The sequence below is a fragment of the Bradyrhizobium sp. USDA 4452 genome (genome assembly GCF_054063575.1).
Genome location: NZ_JBSSGK010000001.1, coordinates 1478308 through 1504856, shown reverse-complemented (window position 1 = coordinate 1504856; position 26549 = coordinate 1478308). Strand labels below are relative to the sequence as shown.

The 26549-nt window shown below is 64.1% G+C and carries 26 protein-coding genes; 8 read left to right on the top strand and 18 right to left on the bottom strand.

The annotated features are described in order from the left end of the window. Window positions 1–68: 68 nt before the first annotated feature. Window positions 69–1460 carry an aminobacteriohopanetriol synthase HpnO gene (gene hpnO / locus ACVISU_RS07310; protein WP_050406708.1) on the top strand — a complete coding sequence of 464 codons (1392 nt, stop codon included), beginning with the start codon at window positions 69–71 and terminating at the stop codon, window positions 1458–1460. A 103-nt stretch (window positions 1461–1563) separates the two neighbouring features. Here the strand turns inward: hpnO and ACVISU_RS07305 are convergent, their stop codons facing one another. The 4 genes from ACVISU_RS07305 to ACVISU_RS07290 all read right to left on the bottom strand — a co-directional run bounded on the left by ACVISU_RS07305 (window position 1564) and on the right by ACVISU_RS07290 (window position 4284). Then, on the bottom strand, window positions 1564–2334 hold the full coding sequence (locus ACVISU_RS07305; RefSeq protein WP_456706473.1) for an anti-sigma factor family protein: 771 nt from the start codon (window positions 2332–2334) through the stop codon (window positions 1564–1566). Beyond that, window positions 2331–2888 (bottom strand): sigma-70 family RNA polymerase sigma factor, encoded by a 558-nt coding sequence (locus ACVISU_RS07300; protein WP_456710778.1) that lies wholly within the window; start codon window positions 2886–2888, stop codon window positions 2331–2333. The genes ACVISU_RS07305 and ACVISU_RS07300 overlap by 4 nt, the downstream gene beginning before the upstream one ends. 94 nt (window positions 2889–2982) lie before the next feature. Next, a complete protein-coding gene (locus ACVISU_RS07295; protein ID WP_456706472.1) occupies window positions 2983–3306 on the bottom strand; it encodes a cupredoxin domain-containing protein in 324 nt (107 codons plus the stop codon). Window positions 3307–3330: 24 nt separating this feature from the next. Then, entirely contained in the window at window positions 3331–4284 is a 954-nt protein-coding gene (locus ACVISU_RS07290; RefSeq protein WP_194455469.1) for a metallophosphoesterase family protein, read from the bottom strand. A 250-nt stretch (window positions 4285–4534) separates the two neighbouring features. Here ACVISU_RS07290 and ACVISU_RS07285 point away from each other — a divergent pair, with 250 nt between their 5' ends. Next, complete coding sequence (locus tag ACVISU_RS07285; RefSeq protein WP_456706471.1) at window positions 4535–4942, top strand: GFA family protein; 408 nt, start codon at window positions 4535–4537, stop codon at window positions 4940–4942. A 112-nt stretch (window positions 4943–5054) separates the two neighbouring features. Here ACVISU_RS07285 and ACVISU_RS07280 read toward each other — a convergent pair whose 3' ends face one another. The 3 genes from ACVISU_RS07280 to ACVISU_RS07270 form a co-directional block, all read right to left on the bottom strand. After that, window positions 5055–5441: a hypothetical protein gene (locus ACVISU_RS07280; RefSeq protein WP_456706470.1), complete on the bottom strand. Its 387-nt coding sequence runs from the start codon at window positions 5439–5441 to the stop codon at window positions 5055–5057. After that, window positions 5438–5866: a universal stress protein gene (locus ACVISU_RS07275; RefSeq protein ID WP_456706469.1), complete on the bottom strand. Its 429-nt coding sequence runs from the start codon at window positions 5864–5866 to the stop codon at window positions 5438–5440. The genes ACVISU_RS07280 and ACVISU_RS07275 overlap by 4 nt, the downstream gene beginning before the upstream one ends. Before the next feature lie 181 nt (window positions 5867–6047). Further along, window positions 6048–6422, bottom strand: a complete 375-nt coding sequence (locus ACVISU_RS07270; protein ID WP_456706468.1) for a Spy/CpxP family protein refolding chaperone — start codon at window positions 6420–6422, stop codon at window positions 6048–6050. A gap of 393 nt (window positions 6423–6815) precedes the next feature. Between ACVISU_RS07270 and cax the strand changes: the two genes are divergently transcribed. Then, window positions 6816–7919, top strand: coding sequence for a calcium/proton exchanger (gene cax, locus ACVISU_RS07265; protein ID WP_456710777.1), 1104 nt, complete (start codon window positions 6816–6818; stop codon window positions 7917–7919). Window positions 7920–8020: 101 nt separating this feature from the next. Here cax and ACVISU_RS07260 read toward each other — a convergent pair whose 3' ends face one another. The 6 genes from ACVISU_RS07260 to ACVISU_RS07235 all read right to left on the bottom strand — a co-directional run bounded on the left by ACVISU_RS07260 (window position 8021) and on the right by ACVISU_RS07235 (window position 14244). Further along, entirely contained in the window at window positions 8021–8350 is a 330-nt protein-coding gene (locus ACVISU_RS07260; protein WP_063695217.1) for a hypothetical protein, read from the bottom strand. Window positions 8351–8573: 223 nt separating this feature from the next. Then, complete coding sequence (locus ACVISU_RS07255; RefSeq protein ID WP_456706467.1) at window positions 8574–9077, bottom strand: hypothetical protein; 504 nt, start codon at window positions 9075–9077, stop codon at window positions 8574–8576. A 764-nt stretch (window positions 9078–9841) separates the two neighbouring features. Beyond that, window positions 9842–10744 carry an alpha/beta fold hydrolase gene (locus tag ACVISU_RS07250; protein WP_456706466.1) on the bottom strand — a complete coding sequence of 301 codons (903 nt, stop codon included), beginning with the start codon at window positions 10742–10744 and terminating at the stop codon, window positions 9842–9844. Window positions 10745–10751: 7 nt separating this feature from the next. Beyond that, window positions 10752–12371, bottom strand: a complete 1620-nt coding sequence (locus tag ACVISU_RS07245) for a GMC family oxidoreductase (RefSeq protein WP_456706465.1) — start codon at window positions 12369–12371, stop codon at window positions 10752–10754. Between the two features lie 98 nt (window positions 12372–12469). Further along, entirely contained in the window at window positions 12470–13777 is a 1308-nt protein-coding gene (locus ACVISU_RS07240) for an MFS transporter (protein WP_050406789.1), read from the bottom strand. Window positions 13778–14016: 239 nt separating this feature from the next. Beyond that, window positions 14017–14244, bottom strand: coding sequence for a MaoC family dehydratase (locus ACVISU_RS07235; RefSeq protein WP_456706464.1), 228 nt, complete (start codon window positions 14242–14244; stop codon window positions 14017–14019). 123 nt (window positions 14245–14367) lie between these two features. On the opposite strand from ACVISU_RS07235, the gene ACVISU_RS07230 reads away from it, so the two are divergent. From ACVISU_RS07230 to ACVISU_RS07220, 3 genes are all read left to right on the top strand, one after another. Further along, window positions 14368–15138, top strand: a complete 771-nt coding sequence (locus ACVISU_RS07230) for an IclR family transcriptional regulator domain-containing protein (protein WP_050406694.1) — start codon at window positions 14368–14370, stop codon at window positions 15136–15138. Window positions 15139–15264: 126 nt separating this feature from the next. Beyond that, entirely contained in the window at window positions 15265–16602 is a 1338-nt protein-coding gene (locus tag ACVISU_RS07225) for an amidohydrolase (RefSeq protein WP_456706463.1), read from the top strand. 104 nt (window positions 16603–16706) lie between these two features. Continuing rightward, complete coding sequence (locus ACVISU_RS07220) at window positions 16707–17348, top strand: pyridoxamine 5'-phosphate oxidase family protein (RefSeq protein WP_157113233.1); 642 nt, start codon at window positions 16707–16709, stop codon at window positions 17346–17348. On the opposite strand, the gene ACVISU_RS07215 is transcribed toward ACVISU_RS07220, so the two are convergent. Continuing rightward, the gene (locus ACVISU_RS07215; RefSeq protein WP_456706462.1) at window positions 17327–17752 is read right to left on the bottom strand and encodes a hypothetical protein; all 426 of its coding nucleotides are present in this window, start codon (window positions 17750–17752) and stop codon (window positions 17327–17329) included. The two genes, ACVISU_RS07220 and ACVISU_RS07215, sit on opposite strands and share 22 nt — an antisense overlap. A 283-nt stretch (window positions 17753–18035) precedes the next feature. Here ACVISU_RS07215 and ACVISU_RS07210 point away from each other — a divergent pair, with 283 nt between their 5' ends. Then, the gene (locus tag ACVISU_RS07210) at window positions 18036–19208 is read left to right on the top strand and encodes a M20 aminoacylase family protein (RefSeq protein ID WP_050406690.1); all 1173 of its coding nucleotides are present in this window, start codon (window positions 18036–18038) and stop codon (window positions 19206–19208) included. Window positions 19209–19341: 133 nt separating this feature from the next. On the opposite strand, the gene ACVISU_RS07205 is transcribed toward ACVISU_RS07210, so the two are convergent. Next, a complete protein-coding gene (locus tag ACVISU_RS07205) occupies window positions 19342–20523 on the bottom strand; it encodes a cytochrome P450 (RefSeq protein ID WP_456706461.1) in 1182 nt (393 codons plus the stop codon). A 138-nt stretch (window positions 20524–20661) separates the two neighbouring features. Here ACVISU_RS07205 and ACVISU_RS07200 point away from each other — a divergent pair, with 138 nt between their 5' ends. Beyond that, window positions 20662–21567, top strand: a complete 906-nt coding sequence (locus ACVISU_RS07200) for a LysR family transcriptional regulator (RefSeq protein WP_456706460.1) — start codon at window positions 20662–20664, stop codon at window positions 21565–21567. An 80-nt stretch (window positions 21568–21647) separates the two neighbouring features. On the opposite strand, the gene ACVISU_RS07195 is transcribed toward ACVISU_RS07200, so the two are convergent. The 3 genes from ACVISU_RS07195 to ACVISU_RS07185 all read right to left on the bottom strand — a co-directional run bounded on the left by ACVISU_RS07195 (window position 21648) and on the right by ACVISU_RS07185 (window position 26534). Further along, window positions 21648–23270, bottom strand: coding sequence for an inorganic phosphate transporter (locus tag ACVISU_RS07195; RefSeq protein ID WP_063695215.1), 1623 nt, complete (start codon window positions 23268–23270; stop codon window positions 21648–21650). 580 nt (window positions 23271–23850) lie between these two features. Continuing rightward, window positions 23851–25299: a UdgX family uracil-DNA binding protein gene (locus ACVISU_RS07190; RefSeq protein ID WP_456706459.1), complete on the bottom strand. Its 1449-nt coding sequence runs from the start codon at window positions 25297–25299 to the stop codon at window positions 23851–23853. Beyond that, window positions 25299–26534 (bottom strand): putative DNA modification/repair radical SAM protein, encoded by a 1236-nt coding sequence (locus ACVISU_RS07185; RefSeq protein WP_050403341.1) that lies wholly within the window; start codon window positions 26532–26534, stop codon window positions 25299–25301. Before ACVISU_RS07185 ends, ACVISU_RS07190 begins: the two co-directional genes overlap by 1 nt. Window positions 26535–26549: the final 15 nt, after the last annotated feature.

Genomic DNA, 26549 nt, shown 5'->3' with positions numbered 1-26549 from the left:
GGGGGTCAAAACGCCGCTAGCGAGCGTTTTAAGTTGACGAGATGGCCATCAACCGACGTATGTAACGAATGGTAAGTTCCAATTTAGACGTTTCCGAGATTTTTGTGGAGCGCGAGGGGCAGCGCGGTGCCATGCACACGCGTCACCTCAATGAGCAGCTCGTGCGCGTCCTCAAGACCATCGGCTATGACGTCGGCTTCCAGAAGGGGCAAGGCCAATACCTTTTCGATCGTCAGGGGGCTCGTTACCTTGATCTATTGAGCGGATTTGGCGTTTTTGCGATTGGCCGCAATCATCCGGCCCTGCGCAAGGCGCTGAAGAGCGTGCTCGACGCCGATCTGCCCAATCTGGTCCAGCTCGATGTCTCGACGCTCGCCGGCGTGCTCGCGGAACGGCTTCTGGAGTATGTTCCATATCTAGACAAGGTGTTTTTCGCCAATTCCGGTGCCGAAACCGTCGAAGCAGCGATCAAGTTCGCGCGCGGCGCCACCGGCCGTCCGGGCATCGTCTATTGCGGGCATTCGTTCCACGGCCTGTCCTATGGCGCGCTGTCGCTGACCGATGATACGAATTTCCGCAGCGGATTCGAGCCGCTGCTGCCGGGCTGCACCCCGATCCCCTACAACGATCTCGAAGCGCTGGAGAAGGCGCTGTCGTCACGCCAGGTCGGCGCGTTCATCGTCGAGCCGATCCAGGGCAAGGGCGTCAACATGCCCACCGACGAGTTCCTGCCCGGCGCGCTGGCGCTGTGCCGCAAATACGGCACGCTGTTCATCGCCGACGAGATCCAGACCGGCATCGGCCGCACCGGCAAGTTCCTCGCGATCGAGCATTGGGGCATCGAGCCCGACATGGTGCTGCTCGCGAAGGCGCTCTCCGGCGGCCACGTGCCGATCGGCGCCCTGCTGACGCGCAAGCACATCTTCGACAAGATCTTCAACCAGATGGACCGCGCGGTCGTGCATGGCTCGACCTTCGCCAAGAACGATCTGGCGATGGCTGCCGGCATCGCCACGCTCGATGTCATCAGGAACGAGAAGCTCGTCGAGAACGCCGCCAAGCGTGGCGCCGAGCTGCGCCTTGCGCTGACGCGCATGGTGCCCGGCTATGAGCTGATGAAGGAAGTCCGTGGCAAGGGCCTGATGATCGGCGTCGAGTTCGGTCCGCCGAAATCGCTGCGGCTGAAGGCGTCGTGGAATCTGCTGGAGACCGCCAACAAGGGCCTGTTCTGCCAGCTCATCACGGTGCCGCTGTTCAAGGATCACAAGATCCTGACCCAAGTCGCCGGCCACGGCCTCCACACCATCAAACTGCTGCCGCCGCTGATGATCACCGAGGAAGACTGCAGTTGGATCGAGAAGTCGTTCGACGACGTAATCGCCGGCAGCCACAAGGTGCCCGGCGCGATCTGGTCGCTCGGCAAGACGCTGGTCGACAACGCGGTCCGCAAGTCGGCGTAAAGTTGGAACCCGTAGCCCGGATGCAGCAAAGCGAAATCCGGGGTTTTCGATCCTTGCGAGACTGTTCCCGGATTTCGCCTCGCTTCATCCGGGCTACAAGTCGTCACCCTTCCTTGTTCGCGCGCATCGCGCTCTCGAACTTGTCGCCGAACTCGGTCAGTTCGTCGGCGCCGAGATCGCTGACCGCCCAGTAATTCAGGCCGCGGTCGCTCCAGCGCCGGATGTTGAAGCCCTGCAGCGTCGAGATCTTCGCGGTCTTGCGTTCGGTGTTCGCGGTCTGCGCCACGAACAGGTTGATGACGTGTTGGCGGCGCTTGTAGACCACGGCGCCGATCTCGCGGGCGTTGACGTAGTCGAGCCGGCCGCCGATCAGGGTGAAGCCTTGCGCGGTGAGATCGATCACCGGCGGCGAGACGTCGAGCTTGCCGTTGAACCAGGGCTTGACCGTATGCTGATCGGTTGAGACCACGTCAATGAGGTGGCCGGCCTGCAGCGAACGCAGATGCGCCGACACCACCTCGTTCTCGATGCGCTGCTCGTCGTCGTTGCGCAGCACGATCGCAACCAGGCCAGTCGCGGCCATCGCCGATACCGCGGAGCCCATCGCGAAGCCGCGCAGCACCGAGCGTCGGGTCGGCGCCGCCTGCGGCTGCGGTTGCGGCAATGCCTTCTCGATCTTGCGGCGCAGCTCGAGCGGCGCCTTGTAGCGCACGTCGCTCTCGGCGATCGCCTGGCGGATCTCCTGATACTCCTTCATGAGAGCGGCGCAATGCGCGCACCCCTCGACATGGGCTTCCACTTCGCGTGCATGGCCGGCGTCGAGTTCGCCGTCGATCAGCGCGTGGACCAGCACTTCGGCTTCCTCGCAATTCATTTCACGTGCTCCTGTTCCGCAAGCCAGGCCGATCGCAGCATGGCGCGGGCGCGTGCGAGGCGGGACATCACGGTGCCGACGGGCACGGCGGCGACATCGGCGATCTCGCGGTAAGAAAGATTCTGAATTTCCCGGAGCACAAAGGTCTCGCGGAATGGCTCGGCGAGCGCCGCGACCAGCTTGCGTACGGTGTCGCCGTCGAAGCGGCGCAGCAGCTGCTTTTCCGGGGTCTCCGGCGCCTCATTCCACATAGGCGTTTGATCGCCGCCTTCGGGCAGCTCCTCGACCACGGTCGGGGCAGTCTTGCGCCGGGCATATTCGGCGCGGCAGACATTGCGCAGGATCGCGAACAGCCACGGCTTCATTGCCGGGCCCCGATAGCTGTCGAAATGTTTGTAGGCGCGTAGATAGCATTCCTGCACCGCATCCTCGGCGTCGGCGGCATCGCGCAGCAGATAGCGCGCCAGCGTATAGGCGTCGTCAAGGTACGGCAGCGCGGCTTCGCGGAAGCGCCGCGCCTTTTCGGGATCGTCTTGCGACGCATTGACAACCATCGTGTTCTGCCCGGCATGTCGTGAGACGGCTTGCGCCCGGCCGGGGGCTGTGGGCCACCGGCCGGGCATCGCAGTGATCGTATGGCTGGTCACGTTACCCAACCTTGATACTGCCTGTCATGTGCGGATGCAGCGAGCAGAAATACTTGTACTCGCCGGGCTCCGTGAAGGTGAACGAGAAGGTGCCGTCGGTATCCATGGTCTTGGAGCGGAATTTGCCCGCACACACCACGGTGTGCGGGATGTCGTCGCGGTTGGTCCAGGTCACGGTGGTGCCGACCTTCACGTCGAGCGCATTCGGCGCGAACGAGAAGTTGTCGATGTGAACCGCGACGTCTTCGGCACGGGCCGCCGTGGCCGGCAGCAGCATGGTCGCGACCACAGCCATACCGAAGTCGCGTCGGTTGATCGAACTCATGGTCTCTTCCCTTAGCCTTGTCCGTTAGCCCTGCAGCGGCGTGTCGATGATCGCCAGCGGCTGGCTGTTCTGCTTGAAGTTGATGCTTGCTACGCCGAGCATGCTGCGCAGCTTGGCATCCTCGACCTTCATCGGGCCGGGCGAGGGCGCGGCACCCGGCGCCGGCTGCGGGAAGGCCGTCGAACGCGCGGTGTGGAAAGTGACGTTGCCCTCGACCTTCTGCATCACCTGGTGGATGTGGCCGTTGAGCACAGTGACCGAGCCGAAGCCCTTGACGTATTCCAGCGCGCGGGCGCCGTCCTCGGTGCCCCAGCCCCATTGCGGATAGACCGTCCACAGCGGGATATGAGCGAACAGCACGATCGGCGTCGACTTCGAGCGGCCCTTGAGGTCGTTCTCGAGCCATTCGAGCTGCTCGTTGCCGAGATTGCCGAGGCCGCCGCCCTTGAGGTCGACGACGTTGACGAGGCCGACGAAGTGCACGCCGCCGGCGTCGAAGGAGTAGTAGCCCGGACCCTTGGTGCCCTTGCCGTAACGCTCCTTGTAGAGCTTGACCTCCTCGTCGATGAAATCATGCTCGCCGGGCACGTAATGCACGTCAAGCTTGGCCTGCGAGATGATGCGATCGGCGTCGTCGAATTCGGACGCCTTCGACAGATGCGTGATGTCGCCGGTGTGGATCATGAACGACGGCTTGACCTGCATCGCTCGGACTTTGTTGATCGCCTCCTCAAGTGTGCCGATCGCGTTCGGGTTTGCCGGCTTGTCGAAGCCGACATGGCTGTCGCTGATTTGCATGAAGGTCATGCCGGTGGTGGCTTCGGCCGCTGCCGCCGAGCCGACGATGCCGAGTGAATGCGGCACGCCGCCGGTAACCGTCCAGAGTACGCCGGTGCCGGCCCAGGTCATGCACTCCAGCACCTTGCGTCGGCTGACGCCTTTCTCTTCATCGTGGTGATTGTGATCGTGTCCGCTCATGACAAGTCTCCCATGGGCCCAAGGATTGGGTTTCCGGGGAGGTGATCGGCGTGCCCAAGGGTTTATTCCCGCGGCTTTGGAGGAGGTTCAGGGCCGGGATGACGATTTCGTGAGAGCCGGAAAGCCGGCCGTGACGTTGGGCCGCCATGCGGGCGGCGCGACAGGTGGACGCAAGGGCAAGATGCGTCATTGAAGGCCCGGGGCCTGCAACGCTATCGACCCGGCAAACCACTGATCGGTCGGAGAAAATATGTCTGAGGTCACCGGCGGCTGTCACTGCGGCGAGGTTCGTTACGAGGTGACGGGGGAACCGGTCGTCCATGCGCTCTGTCACTGCACCGATTGCCGGCGCCATGCCGGTGCGCCGATGGTCGGTTGGGTGATGGTCGCTGAAGGCATGGTCAGGGTGACCAAGGGCCAGCCCAGCATCTACCGGTCCTCAGAGCATGGCCGGCGTCATTTCTGTGCGAACTGCGGCACCGGGCTCTTCTACACCAACGGCAACATGTTGCCGGGGTTTATCGACATCCAGAGCGGCACCTATGATGATCCCGGCGCGGTGCCGGCCACCATGCATATCCAGGTCGCGGAGCGGCTGCGCTGGATCGAGGCGGCGCATGAGCTGCCGACCTACGATCGCTTTCCGCCGATGGAATGACCGGCCACCTGCCGGCGCAGCGGCGATGATACGCGCCGCAACATCGTCATGCCCCGCAATGTCATGCCCCGCAACGTAGATGAACGGGCGCAACAAAGCTGTCTTGCAGCCGTCAGCATAATGTCAGCGCTCCGGCATATGAATGGCAGACTTCATTCGCCACCGGGAGATCATCATGAGCGACCACGCAGGCGTTGAGCATCATCACAAGGCAGCTGAGCATCACGAGCACGCGGCGCGTCATCACCGCGAAGCCGCCAAACACCACGAAGCCGGCGACCACCACAAGGCGGCGCATCACGCGCACAGCGCCCATGGTCACGCCAGCCATGCCCAGCATCACCACACCGAAGCGAGCCGGCATCACGCCGAGCACCACGGCAAACACTAAAAAAAGTTCCAGTACTGCGTGAGTGGCTTCCGCCGCCCCCGCAAGGGGACGGCGTTTTCTTTGGGTGGTGCGATGACGCCGGCGTTGCTCGAGCGTCCGATCATTCACGGACAAACCAGCACGGGCGTTTTCGCCTGCGCCAGCACCTTGTTCGTCACACTGCCGATCAGGAGCATGGAGAGTCCGCTGCGTCCATGCGACGACATGACGATCAAGTCGCAACCTTTGTCCGCGGCCGCGTCGATGATCGCTTGATGGGGTTGCTCGTTCTCCGCCAGCATTGTTTCGCAAGACACGCCGGCTTCCTTAGCCGACCTGGCCGCGTCGTTCAGCGCGTTGGTCGCCTGATCTTTGCGCATGGCAGCAAAGTTGGCGACTGTTTCGCGGAAATGTCCCGTCAATTCTGAAAGAGGTTCCACGACGAAGATCACGGAGACCTTGGCTCCGATGGATTTGGCGAGCGCCAACCCTTGTGCGATCCCATGCCTCGCCAGTTCCGACCCATCCGTCGGAATGAGAATATGCCGATACATGCTTCAACCCCCATGCGGGTTCAGGAATTCGCGAGCGAAGAGCGACGCGGGACGGATGGCGAAACTTGAAGGTCGTCTGAACGAGGCAGCGCAAACGTCAGGTCGTGACGCTCGAGAAGCCTTGGCAAGGCAGACCGTGCGCTGCGGAATGTCGTCCGAAGCGCACCGCGCCATCCGGGGCTTATTCGTCCTCGTCCTCCGGACCGCCGTGCTGCTCGATCGCATTTCGCATGCCCCGCATGACGGCGAACGACACGAAGGCCATCCTTCTCTTCTGGTCATCGCTCAATGTCTTGTAGAGCGGCTCCCAGGCATCGGAGAGCTTCTTGAGGTCGGTCCCACGCTGAATTAGCCGGTCCGCTCTGCGTTGCATCATCTCGACCGGATTGCCGTCATGAAGGCCGTCCATCGGATCGTTGTCGTGCATTTCGGCAAGCTTCGTCAGCCGAGCCTGTCGGTTTTGCGCTCTCGTTCGGATCGCATCCTCGATGGCCGGCCAGTATTTCTCCTGATCGGGGGTGAGTTGCAGGGCGGCTTTTACGATGCCGACGCGCATGTCGGTCAGGCTCTTGAGGTCGGCGGCGCTGGGTGACGCCACACCGACGGTCGGGGATGTCTCTGCTGCGAAGGTGAGAGACGAGGTTGTCATCAAAAGTGCGATCGCTGCGGCGGCTGCGTTCCTCGTCATTGCGGGCTCCTGGGCGCTGTCGTGGATCTGCGAGAAGAAACGCACAGGCCGATCCGGCGCAGGTTGATCTAGGTCAAAGGGGCAAGGAGCCGAGATAGGGACATGCTTCTGACCGTTCGAAAAATGGCCGGGACTTCGGACAGGTCGCCATGGCGCACGCCGCTGCCGGCGAGACGGCGAAGAGGGATTGAGCTAGATCAAGACAGAACCGCCCTTGGTGATCAGAAATTGCTGCCCAACTCGTTTCAGCGGGGCAGTACCATGCATCTTCTGCTCAAGGAAATTCGACATAATCCGCTGCTTTGGATGTTGATCTTCGTGCCGATCGTGCTTGTGGTCGAAACGGCAGCTCCGTCCGCCCACACAGCCTTGTTCGTGCTCGCTGTCCTCGCCATCGTGCCGTTGGCTGCTCTTCTCAGCCACGCGACGGAGAGCGTCGCGGAGAAGACCGGCGACGCGATCGGAGGCCTGCTCAACGCAACGCTGGGAAATCTGACCGAACTGATCATCGCGATCGCGGCGCTCCATGCGGGAGAATACATGCTGGTCAAGGCATCGATCGCCGGTGCCATCGTCACCAACTCGCTCTTCATGCTTGGTGCATCGTTCCTGCTTGGCGGGCTCCGCCATCATGTTCAGGAGTATAATCGGGCCGGTGGGAGGATGTACGCAGCGTTGCTGCTGATGGCAACGATTGCGCTGCTTGCCCCCTCTGCCGTCGCCGATCTTGATCCGGCACGCGGCGAGGCCATGGCGCTGACACTCAGCACGGGCCTCGCGGTGCTGCTGATCTGCGCCTATGGGCTCGGCTTGCTGTTCTCGCTCAAGACGCACAAGGAGCTGTTCGCAAGTGAGGAGCATGGCGAGGCTGCCAGCGCCGGCTGGCCGATCGGACTTGCGTTGGGTACACTTCTCGCGGTCACCGTGCTGGTTGCCCTGGTCAGCGAAATATTCGTGAGTTCGGTGCAGAAAGCCGGTGAGACGCTGGGATTGAGCCCGGCATTCGTCGGTTTCATCATCGTCGCGCTGGTCGGCGCCGCAGCGGAAATGGCCGTGGCATTCGCTGCGGCGCGGAAGAACCGGCTCGACATGAGCGTCAGCATCGCGCTCGGGAGCGCTTCGCAAATCGCGCTGTTCGTCGCGCCGGCGCTAGTTCTTCTAAGCTACGTTATCGGCCCGAAGCCGATGGACCTGCAGTTCTGGCCGGGTGCCGTGACGATGGTCATGATCGCCTCCGTCACGTCCTGCTTCATCACCAACAGCGGACGGTCGGCATGGTTCATTGGCGCCTTGCTCGTGCTGATCTATGCGATTTTCGCCATGACGCTGTACATGGTGCCGCCGGGATCGCATGCTCCGGTTTGACCAACGTCGAATTGCTCGATCGTGAGCTGTTCCGACCGCTCCGGACGCAGCCTCTATACGCTCATGCGTCTTGTTCCTCGTCGAGAGCGTTCGCGCTCCGGCTACTGGCAGAGATGTTGGCGGCCATCCTCGCCACGAAAATACGTGCCGGGCTGGCAGACGAAACCCTGACCGTTCGAAGGATAGTGATAATAGCCATACGCGCCGGCTGCCGCCGCAGCGCCCACGGCAGCGGTTCCGTACACCGCCCTTCGCGTCTGGCGACGCGCGACGCCCGCGACGCTCACGGGCGTCAAAGGACGGCCGACGCGCGCTTGCGCGCTCTGGACGGAAATCGAGACGCCACTCTGTTCCGAGCGGTCAAGGGATAGCAGCATGGCACAGGCGAAGACGGCCGTTGCCAGCGTGAATGTCCGCGAAATTGTCTTCATCGCTCTCCTCCAAGCATAGGCTCCCGATCAATCCAATTTGAAAGCCGTCAGCGCGTGGAGCCGTTGATCTGGATCAAGCCCTTGGCGCAAGCTCGACCGGGCCACAATTGCGATCGTAGCCTCCATTGGCGCGTGACCTATTCTGGACGGCCTCGCCGAATCCGAGCAGCCCGACCTGGCGCCGCGACGGCATGAACCATCTGTCGACGACGGGTCGGCCGGATCAGTACTGATACTGCTGTTGCGGACAGACCATTTGACCGTATCGATTATAATAGCAGCCCTGGTTGCCGTAGTAGCCATAGCTGCCGTAATACGCTCCGGCTGCGGCCGCGGCGCCGGCCGCCGCAGCGCCATAGCCCCAACCGGGTCGATAGTAGCCTCCGCCATAACCGGGATAGCCGGCGACGGGACGGCCAGGGCGTCCTGCAATCGGTCGGCCAGGATAGCCCGGGCGCCCGGCAATCGGACGGCCCGGATAGCCCGGACGTCCCGCGATCGGGTGTGAGGGACGCGCGCGGCCGGCAGCACGATATCCTCCGCCATGGATCCTTCCTGCATGCATCCTTCCGGCGCCGGCATGCATGCCGCCGCCGCGATGAAATCCGCCGCCTCCGCCGCCGCGGAAGCCGCCGCCTCCGCCACGGCGGGCATAGGCGTCATCAGGAGCCAGGGAGACAGCAACGAGAAGCAGAGCTGCCAGAGCGGCGAGGATACAACGAAGCATGGCGTGTCCCTCCCTAGTGGACGATGTTGCGAACCGTCAAACTGCGTCGCTCGCGGGACGCCGAGTTGATGTAGATCAACGGAACGCCAAGCATGCACGGTTCCGCGGGCGCTCCCGCGCCAGCAACAGGCGCCTACTTCAAATTACTCAGGCACAATCTGCACTTTGCTGTCGAAGCGGCATTGCCTAGACTACGAGACGGGGAGGCTGCGCGACTTGTCGTGTTATCCCTCAGTCAGGCGACAGCCCCCTTCATTGCCGAGTTTCACTAACTTTTTTCGCCCGCTGCGCAGCCGGAATTGTTGAACCAACTTTGATTCGAGGCGTTCTGCAGCAGCAGGACCCCGCGATTTGCAGCGGCGATGATGAGGACGGAGTCGGAGACATCAGCCTCGCAGTGACATTCCGCCGGGCTTCTCTCCAATCTCCATCGCTTTGGCCGTGTTCTGCACAGTGGCATTGCTTCAGGGAGAAAACGAACTTGCGGAAAGCGGATGTAACGTGCGCGTGCTGTGGTGCGGGTTTCCGGCGGTTGGAGCTATGGTCCGAACCCGGCGTCAAGGGTGAGTATCATTGTCCGGTTTGCGACTACCTGCTTGAGGCATTTGATGGCACCAACCTGATCGTCTATCGGTTGACGATCCAGCCTGTGCGCGCACCGGTTTACTCGATGAGGCACTTTGACTACCGATGATGACGTGGTGATGATTGTCATCGGCGCGCTTGAGGCAAGGCGGACCCCAATTGGCCGATGAGCAGGTGCTCTAAGCGGAGCGCTCGGCAAACGTCCTGACCGCAGTGACCATCAACTCCGGCGCCTCCTGCGCGACACAGTGCCCGACATTGTCGAATGTCCAGCGGCTGGCGTGCGGGATCAGGGCGGCGGCGCGGTCGGCCATCTCCTTGTAGATCGGCCATGACTGCTGAGCGGTGGCGATGCGGACCGGGCAGGCGATCTCGGAGAACCACGGGAACGGATTGCCGCGCGCATCGCCGGTGTAGATCTGCTCCATGGCCTGGAAGATCGGCCCGAGCAGCGCCGACTCGATCTCGGGCGTACAGCGCAGCCGCATGCGGCCGTCGTCGAGCCGCGCAAAGCCGTGATGAACATAGGCCCATAGCGACGGCTCGGTCCACGGCGCGAACGCCGGCGCGGCGCGCAATCGTCGGAACAAATCGTCGGCATTGTCGAATTCGGCGCGGCGGCGTAGCACGCCCTGCACCGATCCGTTCGCGATCTCGCTCAGGCCGCCGGTGCGCGGCGTGCGTGGATCCATCGCGGTCGGTTCCGTCACGAACAGCCGCGCGAAGCGATCCGGCATCAGCTTCGTGGCGAGCATCAGGTCGGTCGCGCCGGCGCTGTGACCGATGCCGTAGATGTCCTGGAGATCGAGGCGTTCGACCACCATGCAGACATCGTCGGCGAAATCCTGGAACTGATAGCGGTCGGCCGGAGGCTTGTGGCTGAGGCCATGACCGCGGCGATCGAGCGCGTAGACGGTATAGTCAGCGGCCAGTGCTTCCGCGACTTCGGTCCATACTTCGGCGACAAAGCCGGTGCCGTGCAGCAGCAGCGCCGGCGGCTTGCCGGAGGTCGGCTCGCCCCATCGTGCCAGCGCGATCTGCGCGCCGGTATCGCCAACGAGAATGCGCTTGCTCGAGTTCATCGTCGTTCTATCGCGCATCCTGCAGGATCATCGTTGCCGCCTTCTCGGCGATCATCGCGGTCGGCGTGTTGGTGTTGCCGGAGGTGATGGTCGGCATGACAGAGGCATCCGCGATGCGCAGGCCGTGGAGGCCGTAGAAGCGCAGGCGCTCGTCGACGACGGCCATCGGATCGTTGGCCGTTCCCATCTTCGCGGTGCCGACGGGATGGAAGATCGTGGTGCCGATGTCGCCGGCGGCCCTGGCGAGCGAGGCGTCGTCGTCGCCGACGGAAGGACCCGGCAGGAACTCCTCGGGACGATATTGCTCCAGCGCCTTCTGCTTCATCAACCTGCGCGTGGTGCGGATCGCGTCGGCCGCGACCTGGCGGTCGTCCTCGGTCGACAGGTAGTTCGGTGCGATCGACGGCTTGTCGTCCGGCGCGGTCGAGCGGATGCGCACGGTGCCCCGCGAGGTCGGCTGCAGATTGCAGGCGCTCACCGTGATCGCGGGGAAGCGATGCAGGGGGTCGCCGAACTTGTCGAGCGACAGCGGCTGCACGTGGAACTGGATGTTGGCGCGCGAGCGCGTCGCATCCGAGCGCGTGAAGATACCGAGCTGCGACGGCGCCATGGTCAGCGGTCCGCGGCGGCGGAACGCGTAGTCGAGGCCCATCAGGCCGCGGCGCACGAGGTTGTAATAGGTCTCGTTCAGCGTGCGCACGCCCGATACCTTGTAGATCGCGCGCTGCTGCAAATGGTCCTGCAGATTGTGGCCGATGCCCTGCACGTCAGCCACGATGTCGACGCCGAGCGGCGACAGCCATTCGGCCGGGCCGATGCCGGAACGGTGCAGCACCTGGACCGATCCGATCGCGCCCGCGCAGAGGATCACCTCGCCCTTGGCGCGCGCCTCCACGGCCTCATTACCTTGGCGAAACAGCACGCCGGCGGCGCGGCCGCTCTCGATGATCAGGCGGTCGACCAGCACGTCGGTCTCGAGCCGCAGGTTGCTGCGCTTCAGCGCCGGCTTGAGGAAACCGCGCGCCGACGACCAGCGCCGCCCGCGCTTCTGGTTGACGTGGAAATAGCTGGTGCCTTCATTGTCGCCGGTGTTGAAGTCCGGGATGCGCTTGATGCCCATCTCCTCGGCGGCATCGCCGACCGCATCGAGGATCTGCCACGACAGCCGCGGCGCCTCGATGCGCCAGCCGCCGCCGACACCGTGATGCTCGCTTTCACCGAGGAAGTGATCCTCCAGGCGCTTGAACGCCGGCAGTACGTCCTCGTAGCTCCAGCCGGTGAGGCCGAGCTGCCGCCAGTGATCGTAATCCGCGGCCTGGCCGCGCATCGAGATCATGGCGTTGATCGCCGACGAGCCGCCGATTACCTTGCCGCGCGGATAGGCGAGCGCACGGCCGTTGAGACCGGGCTCGGCCTCCGTCTTGAACATCCAGTCCGAGCGCGGATTGCCGATCGCGAAGAGATAGCCGACCGGGATGTGAAACCAGATCCAGTTGTCCTTGCCGCCGGCCTCCAGCAGCAGCACGCGCTTCTTCGGATCGGCCGACAGGCGGTTGGCCATGATGCAGCCCGCCGTGCCTGCGCCGACGATAATGTAGTCGAAATCACCCTCGAGCCTTCGCGGCATGTCCTCGTTCCCGGGAAGCGTCTTTTGTTATTGCCTATTAGGCAGAGGCAGCGGGTCGAGACAAGTCCGGCCGATGGCGCCGGGCATGTGCTGGATGATCAGGGACGGCTCGGTTCGGCGAGTGGGACCTCGGGGCCGGGCCTCGGCACACAGAGAATCAGGGTCAGCATACCTATCGCGAGCACGGCGCCGACCAGGGCGAGCGGTGTGTAGATGCTCCCGGTCGCGACATTCATCCATCCGATCAGGGCAGGGCACACCGCGCCGCCGAACGAGCCGATCGCGCTGATCAACGCGATACCGCCCGCCGCGGCACTGCCCTCCAGCATCGCGTTCGGGATGGTCCAGAACAGGGAGAGGATCGCGAAGATGCCGATCGATGCGATGGCGAGCAGGGTCACGGTCAAGAGGATGCTGCCCTGCGCGGCCTGCAGCGCGATGAAGCACGCCGCCGCGACCAGGCCGCAAGCGACCACGTGCCAACGTCGTTCCCGCGTGCGATCGGAACTGTAGCCGATCGCGACCATGCCGATCGCCGACGCCACCGAGATCGCGCCGCTCAACCAGCCGATCTCGGTGGTGGTGACGACGCCGACGCGCTTGAGGAGCGTCGGCGTCCACAGCAGGATGGTGTTGAGCGAGCAGAAGAAAGCGAAATAGATGAAGGACAAGAGATAGACGCGCGGCTCGCGCAGCGCCGCCGCGAAGTTGCGGGTGGTGCCAGGGGCGGCGGCACGATCGCGAGCGAGATCGCTTGCGACCTGCCGCTGCTCGTCGGCGTTGAGCCAGCTCGCGGCCCGGGGCCCGTCGGCGAGATAAAGATACGCGGCGATGCCCAGCAGCACGGCGGGAACACCCTCGAGGATGAACAACCACTGCCAGCCATGCAGACCATGGACGCCCTGCATGTGGTCCATGATCAGGCCCGACAACGGTCCCGCGATGACGCCGCCGAGCGGCACCGCCATCACGAACAGGCTGGTCATGCGGCCGCGCACGCGGTCCGGAAACCACAGCGTCAGGTAATACAGGATGCCGGGGAAGAAGCCGCCCTCGGCGGCGCCGAGCAGGAAGCGCAGCAGATAGAGGTGATACTGGTTCTGCACCAGCGCGAGCAGCACGGTCACGGCGCCCCACAGCACCATGATCCGCAGCAGCGTCTTGCGCACGCCGATTCTGACCAGCAGCAGATTGCTCGGCACTTCGAGCGCGACATAGCCGACCGAGAAGATGCCGGCGGCAAGCCCGAACACCGCGTCATCGATGTTGAGGTCGTGCAGGAATTGCAGCTTGGCAAAGCCGATGTTGAAGCGATCGATGATCGCAACCGTATAGCACGCCAGCAGGAACGGGATCAGGCGCCAGGCGATCCGTCCATAAAGCCGCGAATGGGCCGCATCCTGCATCGAAACCTCCAAGTGATTCTTTTGATTGTTGAGTCGGTTGGCGCCGCGAAGGAGGCGCGCTCCCTCGCCCCGTTCTTGCGGGGAGAGGGCTGGGGTGAGGGGCTGTCTCCGCATAATGCGGCGATAGCCGAGTTCACGGGGGCTCCCCCTCACCCGGAACGCATCTGCGACGCGTTCCGGCCCCGCGCCGCGCGCGGGGAGAGGCGAAGCGGAGCCCGTTGTTCTAATTGAATACGCTGCTAGCCCGCCTTCGCGCTGGGAAACTCCAGCATCGCTTCGCCGGCGGCGACGGTCTCGCCGCGCTGGTTCTGCACGGCGACATCGACCAGCACCCAGCGCGATTTGGCGGTGGTCTGCTTGGCCTTGATGGTGCCGGCCGGGCGGATGGTGTCGCCGGGCTTCACCGGCTTCAGCCAGCGCGTCTCGAGCCGGCGATGGATCGCGCCGGCGGTTCGCCAGGCGAACAATTCATTCGCTGTGTGAATTGACGCTAGCGCGGTCGGGTGTCCCTGACAAGCGGGCAGCGCCGCGTCATGCGCAGGCCGCGATGCGGGCTGCGACGTGACGAGCAAACGCGGCAGAACGGTGCCATGAGCAAAGAGAGTGACGGCTTCGTGCGCGCGATCGCGCGCGGTTTCTCGATCATCGAAGCCCTCGGCAAGCCGCCGGGCCGGCACACGTTGGCGGAGGCCGCCGACACTGCCGGTCTCAACCGCGCCACCGCGCGCCGCATCCTCGCGACCCTGGTGGCACTGAAATACTGCGCGTCTGACGGACGCTATTTCAGCCTGCGTCCGCGTGCGCTCGGGCTCGGCCTGTCCTATCTCAATGCATTGCCGTACTGGGCGCATGCGCAGCGCGCGCTGGAGAATTTGCGCAACGAGATCGGCGAGTCCTGCGCGATGGCCGTGCTCGACGAGGACGAGATCGTCTATGCGCTGCGGCTGCCGGCGCGGCGGATCCTTTCGGCCAATCTCGGCGTCGGCAGCCGGCTGCCCGCGCATCTGGTGTCACTCGGCCGCGTCATGCTCGCGGCGCTGCCGCCTGGCAGCCGGGAAGCTTATCTTGCGAGCGGCGGCTTCAAGCAAGTCACGCCGCGCACCGTGACCGATCCGGAGCGTCTCGGCGAACTGCTCGCGCGGGTCGAAAGCGACGGCTATGCCTGGGTCGACGGCGAGCTCGATCCCGCGATCTGCGGCATCGCCGTGCCGTTGCGCGACCCGGCCGGCGCGGTGGTCGCGGCGCTCAGCGTCAATACGATCTCCGGCACGGTCAGCGAGGCCGGCGCCCGCAAGAAATTTCTGCTGCCGCTGCGCCGCACCGCGCAGGAGATCCGCAGCCAGATGCTCACCTCGGGCTAGGCGCGCGCTCTGGATCAGTCATTGTTTCCCATCAGCGCGCCTGCTTAAATTGCGCAGCAAAGCCGGGGCTGGCGATGCAAGGGTTGCCCGGGTTGCAATATCCGGGTTTCGGTTGGAGCGATCGCCATGAACAGGATTGTTCTCACGCTGCTTGCGTCCGCCGCGCTCTGCGCCTTACTGCCGCACCGCGCCAACGCTGAACTCGACGTCGCCGCGCTGAAGGGCGCAATCGAGAAGTCAGTCGAGGCCGGCTATCCGAAACTCGACGCGCTCTACAAGGATATTCACGCCCACCCCGAGATCGCGTTTCAGGAGGAGAAGACCGCGGCCAAGCTGGCTGCCGAAATGCGGGCGCTGGGCTTCGAGGTGACGGAGCACGTCGGCAAGACCGGGCTGGTCGCGCTCTACAGGAACGGCGAGGGCCCCACCATCATGGCGCGCACCGAGCTCGATGCGCTGCCGATGGAAGAGAAGACCGGACTTCCCTATGCCAGCCACGACAAGACCAACTGGCAGGGGCGGGAAACCTTCGTGGCCCACAGCTGTGGCCATGACATCCACATGGCGAGCTGGGTCGGCGCGGCGAAGACGCTGGTCGGCTTGAAAGACCAGTGGCACGGCACGCTGATGTTCATCGCCCAGCCGGCTGAAGAGATCGTGGCCGGCGCCAAGGCGATGCTGGCGGACGGTCTGTTCACGAGATTTCCAAAGCCGAATTTCGGCTTCGCCTTGCACGATGGTCCGTTCGCCTATGGAACGGTGCGCTATCGCGTCGGGATCGGCTCGTCCGCCGCCGATGGCCTCTACATCAAATTCCGTGGCCGCGGCGGGCACGGTGCGGTGCCGCAGGCGACGATCGATCCCGTGATGATGGCCGCGCGATTCGTCGTCGACGTTCAGAGCGTGATCAGCCGCGAAAAGGACCCGACCGAATTCGGCGTGGTCAGCATCGGCGCAATTCACGGCGGCACCGCGTCGAACATCATTCCTGACGATGTGGTGCTGCTCGGCACCATTCGCACCTTCAAGCCCGAAGTCCGCGCCAGGATGCTTGCAGGTATCGAGCGGACGGCAAAGGCGGTCGCCGCCATGTCGAATGCGCCGGAGCCCGAGATCAACCTGGCCGAAGGGACCAAGGCCGTGATCAACGATCCGGACGTGGTCGGCACGGCGGAAAAGGTGCTGAAGGCGGCGTTTGGCGACAAGTTCGCGACCTCGCCGCCGGGCACGCCCAGCGAGGATTACTCGGAGTTCGTCAGCGCCGGGGTGCCGTCGATGTTCTTCAACATCGGTGTCTACGAGCCGGAGCGCGTCGCCGCAGCCCTGGAGGGCAACGGCCCGCCATTGCCGAGCAACCATTCGCCGCTGTTCGCGCCGGTGCCGGAGCCGACCATCAAGACCGGTGTCGAGGCCATGACGCTGGCCGTGCTGAGCGCGTTCGATCGGCAGGCGAAGGGAAACTAGCCGACTGCGGCCGGGCAGGCCCGGATAATTTGTTGCCGCTCTGCCGAACAATCTGGCTAGGCCAAGACTCGCAGGTAGCTTGATCAACTTGTTGGAGAAGTCACGTGGCAGATCCCGTCCGCGCCCCTTTCTACCACGACGGAATGCGTGAGTTGCAGGACCGCTTCGACGGCCGTCGTGTCGCCGACGGCCTCGAGAAGCATCGCCTCCACTTCGAGTTCTGGGAGCAAGAGCGCAAGCTCATCGAGGAGACGCGATTCTTTTTCATTGCGACGAGCTATCGGGACAATGTCGATTGTTCGATGCGTTGCGGCGATCCCGGCTTCGTGAAGATCACCGGGCCCGACACGCTTGAATATCCCGAGTATGACGGCAACAACATGTACCGCACGCTCGGCAACATTCACCGCAACCCGAACGTCGGGTTGCTGTTTGTACGCCTCGACGGCAAGACGTTTCGCGCGCGCGTCCGGGGCAAGGCAACGATCGACGACAGCGCGGAGACGCTTGCCCGGCATCACGGCGCGAAGGTCGTCGTGCGCGTCAAATGCGAAATCTTTCCAAACTGCCCGCGCTACATTCCGGACCTGACGGGCGCGTCAGCGGATGTGCCGGCGAATCCGTTCGTTCCTCGGCCCGGCTACGAGCCGCCCGCGCCGGAATGGAAAAGCCGGGATTACCTGAAGGACGTGCTTTCAAAATACGATCCGCATCGGAAACCCGATCAGGGCAGCGGCGCCATGTAGGGAATGCTGCCGACCAGGACGAAAACCTGCACCGCATTGCACAGCATGCCGCCCCAGTGCAACTGGCGGAGGCGCCGCACGGCGGTCGGATCACCTGAGTCTCGCGCCTCGGCCTCGGCGTCGAGCCGCCGCAGGAACCAGCGGCGTGCCAGCACCGCAAAAGCCGCGATCAAGGCGATGCCAAGCGCGACGGCCGGCCGGCCCGCTGCGGCAAAGGCGAGCGTCCCGATCACGCCCGAGACCGTCAGCACCAGGAAGTAGGCATTGAACATCCCGCGCAGCAGGCGGGTGACTGGCGGGAGGTCGAGCTTCACGAGCAGGAACGCAGGAGCCGCGAGCAGGAAGTAGCCCATCGGCACCAGCAGGATGATGGTGGAGAACAAGACCGCTTGATCCGGCGTCATGCAGCCGCGCCCTTCTTTAAAGGCTGGAGGATTTCGGTGCGGAAACCTCAGATAGTATCCGCATGGGATATCCACGGCACTATTAGGCTTTGGTCGGACGCGATCCCGTCAGGCCATACATTGGCCAACGTACGCAAGGTCACTCGGCCCGACGTCCTCGGAACATTCGGCATCCCATTTTGCGAATGCAGGGCCCAAGCCGGAGGCATGCCACATCTGTTGGGTGGACCGTCTCTTGCATGCTAAAGAGGACTTACGTCCAACCTCCGAGGCCAGAATTCTCATGCCCATCGTCAACCGCGTCGCCGATCTGCAACCCGATATCCAGGCCTGGCGCCGCAACATCCATGAAAACCCCGAGCTGCTCTACGACGTGCACCGCACTGCATCATTCGTGGCGGACCGGCTGCGGGAATTCGGCTGCGACGAGGTCGTGACCGGGCTCGGCAAGACTGGCGTGGTCGGGGTCATCAAGGGCAAGAAGGGCGCGGCGAAGGGCGACATCAAGGTGATCGGCCTGCGCGCCGACATGGACGCGCTGCCGATCCACGAGGAAACCAATCTGCCTTACGCCTCGAAGACGCCGGGCAAGATGCACGCCTGCGGCCATGACGGCCACACTGCAATGCTGCTCGGCGCGGCGCGCTATCTCGCCGAGACGCGCAATTTCGCCGGCGACGCGGTCGTGATCTTCCAGCCGGCCGAGGAGGGTGGCGCTGGGGCTGCCGCCATGATCAAGGACGGCTTGATGGACCGCTTCGGCGTCCAGCAGGTTTACGGCATGCACAATGGCCCGGGGATTCCGATCGGCTCGTTCGCGATCCGCTCCGGCCCGATCATGGCGTCCACCGACGAGGTCAATATCAACATCGAAGGCCTCGGCGGCCATGCCGCGCGGCCGCACAAATGCATCGATTCGGTGATGGTCGGCGCACAGTTGATCACCGCGCTGCAGTCGATCGTGTCGCGCAGCGTCGATCCGCTCGATTCCGCCGTGATCTCGATCTGCGAATTTCACGCCGGCAATGCCCGCAACGTGATTCCGCAGACCGCGGTCCTGCGCGGCACCGTCCGCACCCTGACCCCGGAGGTCCGGCAATTGATCGAGAAGCGCATCGGTGAAGTGGTCAAGGGCGTGGCCCAACTGACCGGCGCCCGGATCGATCTCGACTACAAGCGCGGCTATCCCGTCACCGTCAACCACGCGCCGCAGACCGAATTCGCGACCCGCATCGCCAAGGAAGTCGCCGGCGACGGCAACGTGCATACGATGCCGCCGCTGATGGGCGGCGAGGATTTTTCGTACATGCTGGAAGCGCGGCCCGGCGCCTTCATCTTCTGCGGCAACGGCGACAGCGCCGGCCTGCATCACCCCGCCTACAATTTCAACGACGAGGCGATCGTGTTCGGGACGTCGTACTTCGTAAAGATCGTGGAGGACGCGCTGGCGGCGTGAAGCTCGCCGTTGCCGTCACTCTTCGACCGTCATTGCGAGCGAAGCGAAGCAATCCATCTATCCGCGTGCGCGGCACGATGGATTGCTTTGTCGCTTCGCTCCTCGCAATGACGAATGGTGGGAGGCGCGATCCTCACGCATCCCATCGCACCGGCAGCGTCACCGGGCCGCGGAACACCCAGCCGCGGACGACGGGCGGCGCCTCGGCGCGGAGGCGCAAATTGCGCAAGCGCGCGAACAGCATCGGCACCACGATCTTGCCGACGGTGAGCCGCGACACCCAGGTGCCGGCGCAGAAATGCGGTCCGGCGCCGAATGCCAGATGCGATTGCTTCGGTCGCGTCACGTCGAAGCGGTCGGGCTCGGCGAAGCGATTGCCGTCGCGGTTGGCGGCGCCGACGCAAAAGCCGATCTGAAGGCCCTCGGGCAGCGTGGTGCCCGAAAGGTCGACGTCGCGGGTGATGCGGCGCGGATACATGCCGATCGGCGAGATCCAGCGCACCGCTTCCTCGAGCGCGGCGGGCCATAGCCCCGGCTCCGACAACACGCTGTCCTTCTGCGCCGGGTTCTGCAGCAGACCAAGCACGAGGGTCAGGATCGCATCGCGCGGCTCGTTCAGTCCGCCGCCGATGATCACCTTGATGTTGGCGCGGATACTCTCGATCGGCATCGGCGGATCGGCGTTGACCATCGAGGACAGGATCGAGGGGTTGGGGTGGCTGCGGTGGTCATCGAGCACCGCGTCGATCGCGGCATCGACGTCGGCGCTGGCCTGCATCGCCTTGCGCTCGATTTCGGCATCGGCGGCGTAATTGCCGGCGCCGTCGATCAGTGCCTGTGACCAGTCGGCCAGGGTCTGCCACGGCATCGCGCGAAAGCCGATCATTGCCATCAGGCTGAGCGAGGCCATCGGCGCGGCCAGCGCCGGGAACAGATCGGCTTCGTCGGCAGCGGACAAATCATCGATCAGCATTGCCGCGATGGCGGTGAACTTCGGCGCCCAATACTCCTTGATCGTGGCCGGGCGGAACGAGGGCTCGATCGCCTTGCGGCCGATGGCGTGTTCGGCGCCGTCCTTGCGCATGAAGGTCGGCCCCATCACCTTGTTGACCAGCGAGGAGGGATTGTCGGCTGAGTAGGTCGCCGGATCGCGCTCGATCCGCACGATGTCGTCGAAGCGCGTCACCAGCGTCAGCTTCGCGGCCTCGACGAACGCCGCAGGCGCCAGCTCGCGCAGGCGGCGGAAGATCGGATAGGGATCGTCGAGCAGATCGTGATACGCGATGTCAGTGACGACGGGCACGGTGCAGGTCATTGGTCCTCCCGGGAGCGCTTTTTTGCCCAGCCTAGGGCCCGGGACCGCAATCGCTCAATTCGATGGCTTCGATATCAGCCATCGAAATATTCCATGACATCGTGATAGGCTGGCCGCCGGCAAGGCGGGAGGTGCAACTTGGCGGCCAATTCCTCGATCGATCCGATCGACATCGGGACCTTGCGGACGCTGGTGCTGGTCTACGACTTGCAGTCGTTCTCGGCGGCTGCCAGGCGGCTCGACGTCAACCAGTCCACCATCAGCTACGCGGTCGAGCGGCTGCGAGGCGCGCTCGGTGATCCCCTGTTCGTCCGCAGCGGCAATGGCGTGTCCGCCACCGAACGCTGCGCGGCGTTGGTCGGCTGGGCGCGGGACATGATCGGCGAGATCGACGGGCTTGCCGCACCGGTCGAATTCGCTCCGGCGACGGCGCAGGGCAGCGTGACGATCTCCTGCAACTATCACGAACGGCAGACCCTGATGCCGCAGTTCAGCGAACGGCTGCGTGCCGGCGCACCGAAAGTCCGTCTCGTCCTGCTCGATGCTGCCGGCCATGGCGACATCCATCTCAAGCAGAACCAGTGCGACATCGTGCTCGGTCCGGTCGGGATCGTCGGCGAAAGCTTCTTTCGGCGCCATGTCCTGACCGATCACTATGTCTGCGTGATGGACCCGACCAATCCGCTGGCGCGCGGCCGGATCTCTTTATCGGCGTATGCCAAGGCCGAGCATGTTTTCATCACCCATAGCGGCGAGTGGCAGCCGCTTTATCTCGAGGCGCTGAAGGCGAGGGAGATCGAAATCGAGCCCGCGGTCAGCCTTCCGAACCACGACAGTCTGGAGCGCATCGTCGCCGGCACGCGGCTTGTCGCGACCATCCCGCATTATCTTGCGCGGGCGATGCGCGGCGGCCTGCACACAGCTGCGCTGCCGTTCCGGGTGCCGATCTCGATCGACATGTACTGGAGCGCCAGGACGGCCAAATCCGGGCTGCACAAATGGGCACGCGGCCTGCTGGCCGAGATCGCGAAAGGATACGTCTGACACGCGGCTAAAAGAAAAGGCCCGCACCTGAGGTGCGGGCCTTGCGTCCGGCGCGGTGTCGCGCCGCAAGCGTGTCGGCGTCAGAACACGTGGTAGAACACGTAGTACAGGATGCCCGAGATGATCATCGCGGCGGGCAGGGTCAGCACCCAGGCCATCGCAATGTTGCGGATCGTCGCCCATTGCAGGCCGGAGCCGTTGGCGGCCATGGTGCCGGCGATGCCTGACGACAGCACGTGGGTGGTCGAGACCGGCAGGCCGTAGCCGTCGGCTGCCGCGATCGTCGCGGCCGCCGTGATCTCGGCGCAGGCGCCCTGCGCGTAGGTCAGGTGGGTCTTGCCGATCTTCTCACCGACGGTGACGACGATGCGCTTCCAGCCGACCATGGTGCCGAGGCCGAGCGCGATGGCGACGGCGAACTTCACCCAGCTCGGGATGAACTTGGTCGCGGCATCGAGTGAGCCCTTGTACTCGTTCAGCGTGGCGACGTCTGCCGCGGTCAGCTCGGCCTCCTTGTCCTTCATCAGGAAGCGGATCGCCTCGGACACGAGATACATGTCGTTACGGGTGTTGCCGACCGCGTCGGCCGGGAACTTGGCAAGCGAGCCGTACTGGGCAACCTGCTGGCCGATGTCGCGCACCAGCACCGCGAGCGAAGGATAGGTGCCTTCGTTGATCTGGTGCTGCGCGACATAGTTGGTCACGGCCGGGCGCGGGTTGCCGATCACGTTGTAACCGGCGGCCTTGCCTTCGATGACCTTGCTGGCCGCGGTCGAGTGCGCGGCGAACTGTTCGATCTGGCTCGCCGGCAGCGCCCGGTTCAGCGCGTAGGCGGTCGGCACGGTGCCGATCAGGATCAGCATGATCAGGCCCATGCCCTTCTGGCCGTCGTTCGAGCCGTGGAAGAAGCTGACCAGCGTGCAGGTCAGGATCAGGATGCCGCGGATCCACCACGGCGGCGGCTGGTCGCCGACCGGCTCGCCGAACAGCGCCGGGGTGGCGCGCTGCAGGACGATCTTGAGGATGTAGAGCAGGCCCGCGGCGAGCGCGAAGCCGAACAGCGGCGACAGCAGCAGCGCCTTGGCGATGTTGGTCGCCTGCGACCAGTCAACGCCCGAGGTGCCGTCGCGGCCGCGCAGCAGCGCGTTGGTGATGCCGACACCCATGATCGAGCCGATCAGGGTGTGCGAACTCGAGGCCGGCAGGCCGAGCCACCAGGTACCGAGATTCCAGATGATGGCAGCGATCAACAGCGCGAACACCATCGCAAAGCCGGCGCTGGAGCCGACCTGCAGGATCAGTTCGACCGGCAGCAGCGAGACGATGCCGAACGCAACGGCGCCGCTCGAGAGCAGCACGCCGAACAGGTTGAACATGCCCGACCAGACCACGGCGATATGCGCCGGCAGCGAGCGGGTGTAGATCACGGTGGCGACCGCGTTGGCGGTGTCGTGGAAGCCATTGACGAATTCGAAGCCGAGCGCGATCAGCAGCGCAACGAACAGCATGATGTAGGGCAGGAACGACGTCACGCGCGTGCCGGTGGCGTCGACGTCGGCATAGATGCTGTAGGCAACGAACAGCAGCGCGGCCGCAACCACGCCCAAATAGATGATCCCCGTCATGGGGTGAAAGCCTTTGTCGAGGTCCGGCCCCTTTTTCAAGGCGGGCTCGATCGAGCCGGGTAACGCCATATCGCTCATGGTAAACTCCTGTCCCAATGCCTCGGATTTTGATCGATGCATATGACAGGCAATTGAAATCCGCCCGGGAAATGAGGCGGCCCCCACGACAGCGGACATCGCGCCGAATTTTTGTGCAACGCATTGAAGGTCCACGCGCCCTCGCGGCCTCGTGGCAATCTTCAGCAACAGACGATCGCCGGTCGGGCAATGATCGTGATCGAATTCGTCGCCGGGTTTTGGCGGGGCGAGACGTTCGGGAGGTGGGGACGTCGGCAGCGAGACATCGAGCCCGCGAGGCCGGATCATCAGCAACCCAAGTCGTCGGAACTCCCTGCAGCAAAAAATTCTGATAGCCAGAAATTCGGTGCGTGCTGCTGACGGGTGAGGGTTGTGAAACGAGGTGGCGCGCCGCACGATTGGGGCTAGCAAACCGCGCAGCGCGCCCGCCTCAGGGTACGCCATGGCGTGAACATGACGCCCGATACCTGCGGAACACGTCACCGTACCACGGATCAATTAAAGGTTGTAGGTATTTGTCCGCGTCCAGAGACAATTTCACGTTGAAGTGTAAGTCCGGTTCCGCCGGTTTTGGCGCAACTCAGGCCGCGCGGGCCGAATTGCGCAACTGATCTGCGGCAATTTTCAGGTCGTCGATAAAACGTTGATATTCCAGCGCTTTGGCTTTCTCGTCGGGCAGCCGCAACAGGTAGGACGGGTGTACGGTGACGAGCACCTTGGTTCCGTCGTGATCGATCAGGCGGCCGCGGTTCCTATTGATCGGGGTGATCCTGCCGAGCACGCTCTGTGCTGCCGTGGCGCCGAGCGCCACCACGAGCTCCGGCCTGATGGCGGCGAGCTCGCGTTCGTACCACTGACGGCAGGCGCGGATCTCCGGTGTGTTCGGCTTCTGGTGCAACCGGATCTTGCCGCGCGGCACGAACTTGAAGTGCTTCACCGCGTTGGTGATGTAGACCTTGGCGCGCGCGATGCCGGCGTCCTCGAGTGCGCGATCGAGCATCTGCCCGGCCGGTCCGACAAAGGGATGGCCTGCGAGATCTTCCTTGTCGCCGGGCTGTTCGCCGACCAGCATCAGCGTCGCACTTTGCGGTCCTTCGCCGAACACGGTCTGGGTTGCGCCCTTCCATAGCGGGCAGGCGCGGCAGCCTGTGGCCTCTTCGCGCAAGGCCGCGATCGTGCCGCGAGCTTGCGTGTCGTGAGTTTGCTTGCGGGCCATCGGCTCATCCTGCCGCTTCTGCGGCTTGTGCGGTTCGGTCGCCTCATTCGCGATCATAGCGCCGGCGGTGCGCTCCGCGCTTGCGATCAATGGCTTAATCATCGAGGCCTCGGGCAGGTTCCTCCAGTATTTCTGTGGCATCTCGGTCTGCATCGCCTTCACCTTCAGCCGCGCCGGATTGAAAATTGCTGCGTAATAACTCCGCCAGGTTTCCTCGAGCCGGTCCTCCGTCGGCGCCTCGGACTTGGCAACGCCTGCCGTGAACGCGATCTCGTGGCCGTCCCAATGTGCGCAGACATCGGGCGTGAGGATCGACCAAGGCATGTCGGCAAAGCGCTTGGCGAAAAACGGCGCGGCGAGTTCGACGATGTGATGCTCCGGCTCGAACCAGGCGACGAAATGCGTATTCACGCGGCCGACTTCACGGAATCGGACGAAAGCGTGCATCTTGTGCTCATCGCGATGCACTGCGCGCGCCATGGCGCTGACCCCGGCAACATCGGGATCGGTGGCGACGCTGAGCAGGTCATGGTGACTGCGCAGCCGCCACAACAGGCGATAGAGCAGGGCGAACCGCTCGGGGTCGCGATGCAGGATCGCCGCTTTCGCCAGTTCGACGAATTTGGCTGGCACGTTGAAAGTGCCTTCCGTCGCTTCAGGAAGGTCATTCGTCTCGGTTGAAAACAATTCCGGCGTACCGCCGCGTACCGTCCAGGTCACGTCCTGGGGCTTCACCTGGTTCAGCGCCAGCCGCCGTGCGGCCTGTCGCCAGCCGTCGAAATCGGTTTCGCTGTCGAGGGTGATGGTATGCATCAAAACCCAAATCCCAATTGCTTCGCCGGCGGACGAAACCGCTCCGCCAATCCGGCAGCGTCGAGCAAGCGTACCGAGGGGCGGTGGTCACTGAGAACGATGAACGGCAGCGCCTTGTTCCTTGGGATGTGCAACCGAGCCAGGTCGGCGACGCGGATCGAGGTGACGCCGCGCGTCGCGATGATACGGTCGACTGCCTTGCGGCCGAAGCCGGGCACGCGTAGCAATTCCTCGCGGCTGGCGCGGTTAACGTCGAGCGGAAAGCGCTCGCGGTGGCGCAGTGCCCAGGCGAGCTTCGGATCGATGTCGAGCGGCAGCATGCCGCTTCCGTGTCCATCGACGATTTCGCCGACATCGAAACCGTAGAACCGCATCAGCCAATCGGCCTGATAGAGCCTGTGCTCGCGCACCAGCGGTGGCGCGATCAGCGGCAAGGCGCGGCTGGCATCGGGGATCGGGCTGAATGCGGAATAATAGACGCGCTTGAGCCGATAGGCGCCATAGAGATTGGCGCTGGTCTTGAGGATGGTTTGATCGCTTGCGCTGTCCGCGCCGACGATCATCTGGGTGCTCTGGCCGGCGGGCGCAAAGCGTGGCGGCCTCGCTTTCGTCGCGGGCCTTTCCGCGGCTTCGTCGAGCTTCAGCCGCAGTCGTCCCATGGTGCGGCGGATCGCACGCACGTCTTTCTCCGGCGCAAGCCTGGCGAGGCTGGTCTCCTCCGGCATCTCGATGTTGATGGAAAGGCGATCGGCATACTTGCCGGCCTCCGCAATCAGCGCGTCATCGGCTTCGGGAATGGTTTTCAGATGGATGTAGCCGCGGAAGTGATGCTCATCGCGCAGTTTTCGCGCGACGCTCACCACCTGTTCCATCGTGTAATCGGCGCTGCGGATGATGCCGGAAGAGAGGAACAGTCCCTCGATATAGTTGCGCCGATAGAAGTCGAGCGTCAGCTTCACCACTTCGTCGATGGTGAAGCGGGCGCGCGGCACGTTGGAGGAGGCGCGGTTGACGCAATACAGGCAGTCGTAGTTGCAGGCGTTGGTGAGCAGCACCTTCAGCAGCGAAATGCAGCGGCCGTCTGGCGCATAGGAATGACAGATGCCCATGCCGGGCGCGGTCGAGCCGAGACCCTTGCCATCGCTGGAATCCCGCTGCTCGGTGCCCGAGGAGGCGCAGGAGGCATCGTATTTCGCGGCGTCCGCCAGGATTTCCAGCTTGCGTTGCACGTCCATCGTGAATCCCTTTGA

What these genes read in the sequence shown, in the direction of transcription:
- hpnO (WP_050406708.1), top strand. Translation starts at nt 69, where the DNA reads ATGGTAAGTTCCAATTTAGACGTTTCCGAGATTTTTGTGGAGCGCGAG.
- ACVISU_RS07305 (WP_456706473.1), bottom strand. Translation starts at nt 2,334, where the DNA reads ATGAATTGCGAGGAAGCCGAAGTGCTGGTCCACGCGCTGATCGACGGC.
- ACVISU_RS07300 (WP_456710778.1), bottom strand. Translation starts at nt 2,888, where the DNA reads ATGGTTGTCAATGCGTCGCAAGACGATCCCGAAAAGGCGCGGCGCTTC.
- ACVISU_RS07295 (WP_456706472.1), bottom strand. Translation starts at nt 3,306, where the DNA reads ATGAGTTCGATCAACCGACGCGACTTCGGTATGGCTGTGGTCGCGACC.
- ACVISU_RS07290 (WP_194455469.1), bottom strand. Translation starts at nt 4,284, where the DNA reads ATGAGCGGACACGATCACAATCACCACGATGAAGAGAAAGGCGTCAGC.
- ACVISU_RS07285 (WP_456706471.1), top strand. Translation starts at nt 4,535, where the DNA reads ATGTCTGAGGTCACCGGCGGCTGTCACTGCGGCGAGGTTCGTTACGAG.
- ACVISU_RS07275 (WP_456706469.1), bottom strand. Translation starts at nt 5,866, where the DNA reads ATGTATCGGCATATTCTCATTCCGACGGATGGGTCGGAACTGGCGAGG.
- ACVISU_RS07270 (WP_456706468.1), bottom strand. Translation starts at nt 6,422, where the DNA reads ATGCGCGTCGGCATCGTAAAAGCCGCCCTGCAACTCACCCCCGATCAG.
- cax (WP_456710777.1), top strand. Translation starts at nt 6,816, where the DNA reads ATGCATCTTCTGCTCAAGGAAATTCGACATAATCCGCTGCTTTGGATG.
- ACVISU_RS07260 (WP_063695217.1), bottom strand. Translation starts at nt 8,350, where the DNA reads ATGAAGACAATTTCGCGGACATTCACGCTGGCAACGGCCGTCTTCGCC.
- ACVISU_RS07255 (WP_456706467.1), bottom strand. Translation starts at nt 9,077, where the DNA reads ATGCTTCGTTGTATCCTCGCCGCTCTGGCAGCTCTGCTTCTCGTTGCT.
- ACVISU_RS07250 (WP_456706466.1), bottom strand. Translation starts at nt 10,744, where the DNA reads ATGAACTCGAGCAAGCGCATTCTCGTTGGCGATACCGGCGCGCAGATC.
- ACVISU_RS07245 (WP_456706465.1), bottom strand. Translation starts at nt 12,371, where the DNA reads ATGCCGCGAAGGCTCGAGGGTGATTTCGACTACATTATCGTCGGCGCA.
- ACVISU_RS07240 (WP_050406789.1), bottom strand. Translation starts at nt 13,777, where the DNA reads ATGCAGGATGCGGCCCATTCGCGGCTTTATGGACGGATCGCCTGGCGC.
- ACVISU_RS07230 (WP_050406694.1), top strand. Translation starts at nt 14,368, where the DNA reads ATGAGCAAAGAGAGTGACGGCTTCGTGCGCGCGATCGCGCGCGGTTTC.
- ACVISU_RS07225 (WP_456706463.1), top strand. Translation starts at nt 15,265, where the DNA reads ATGAACAGGATTGTTCTCACGCTGCTTGCGTCCGCCGCGCTCTGCGCC.
- ACVISU_RS07215 (WP_456706462.1), bottom strand. Translation starts at nt 17,752, where the DNA reads ATGACGCCGGATCAAGCGGTCTTGTTCTCCACCATCATCCTGCTGGTG.
- ACVISU_RS07210 (WP_050406690.1), top strand. Translation starts at nt 18,036, where the DNA reads ATGCCCATCGTCAACCGCGTCGCCGATCTGCAACCCGATATCCAGGCC.
- ACVISU_RS07205 (WP_456706461.1), bottom strand. Translation starts at nt 20,523, where the DNA reads ATGACCTGCACCGTGCCCGTCGTCACTGACATCGCGTATCACGATCTG.
- ACVISU_RS07195 (WP_063695215.1), bottom strand. Translation starts at nt 23,270, where the DNA reads ATGAGCGATATGGCGTTACCCGGCTCGATCGAGCCCGCCTTGAAAAAG.
- ACVISU_RS07190 (WP_456706459.1), bottom strand. Translation starts at nt 25,299, where the DNA reads ATGCATACCATCACCCTCGACAGCGAAACCGATTTCGACGGCTGGCGA.
- ACVISU_RS07185 (WP_050403341.1), bottom strand. Translation starts at nt 26,534, where the DNA reads ATGGACGTGCAACGCAAGCTGGAAATCCTGGCGGACGCCGCGAAATAC.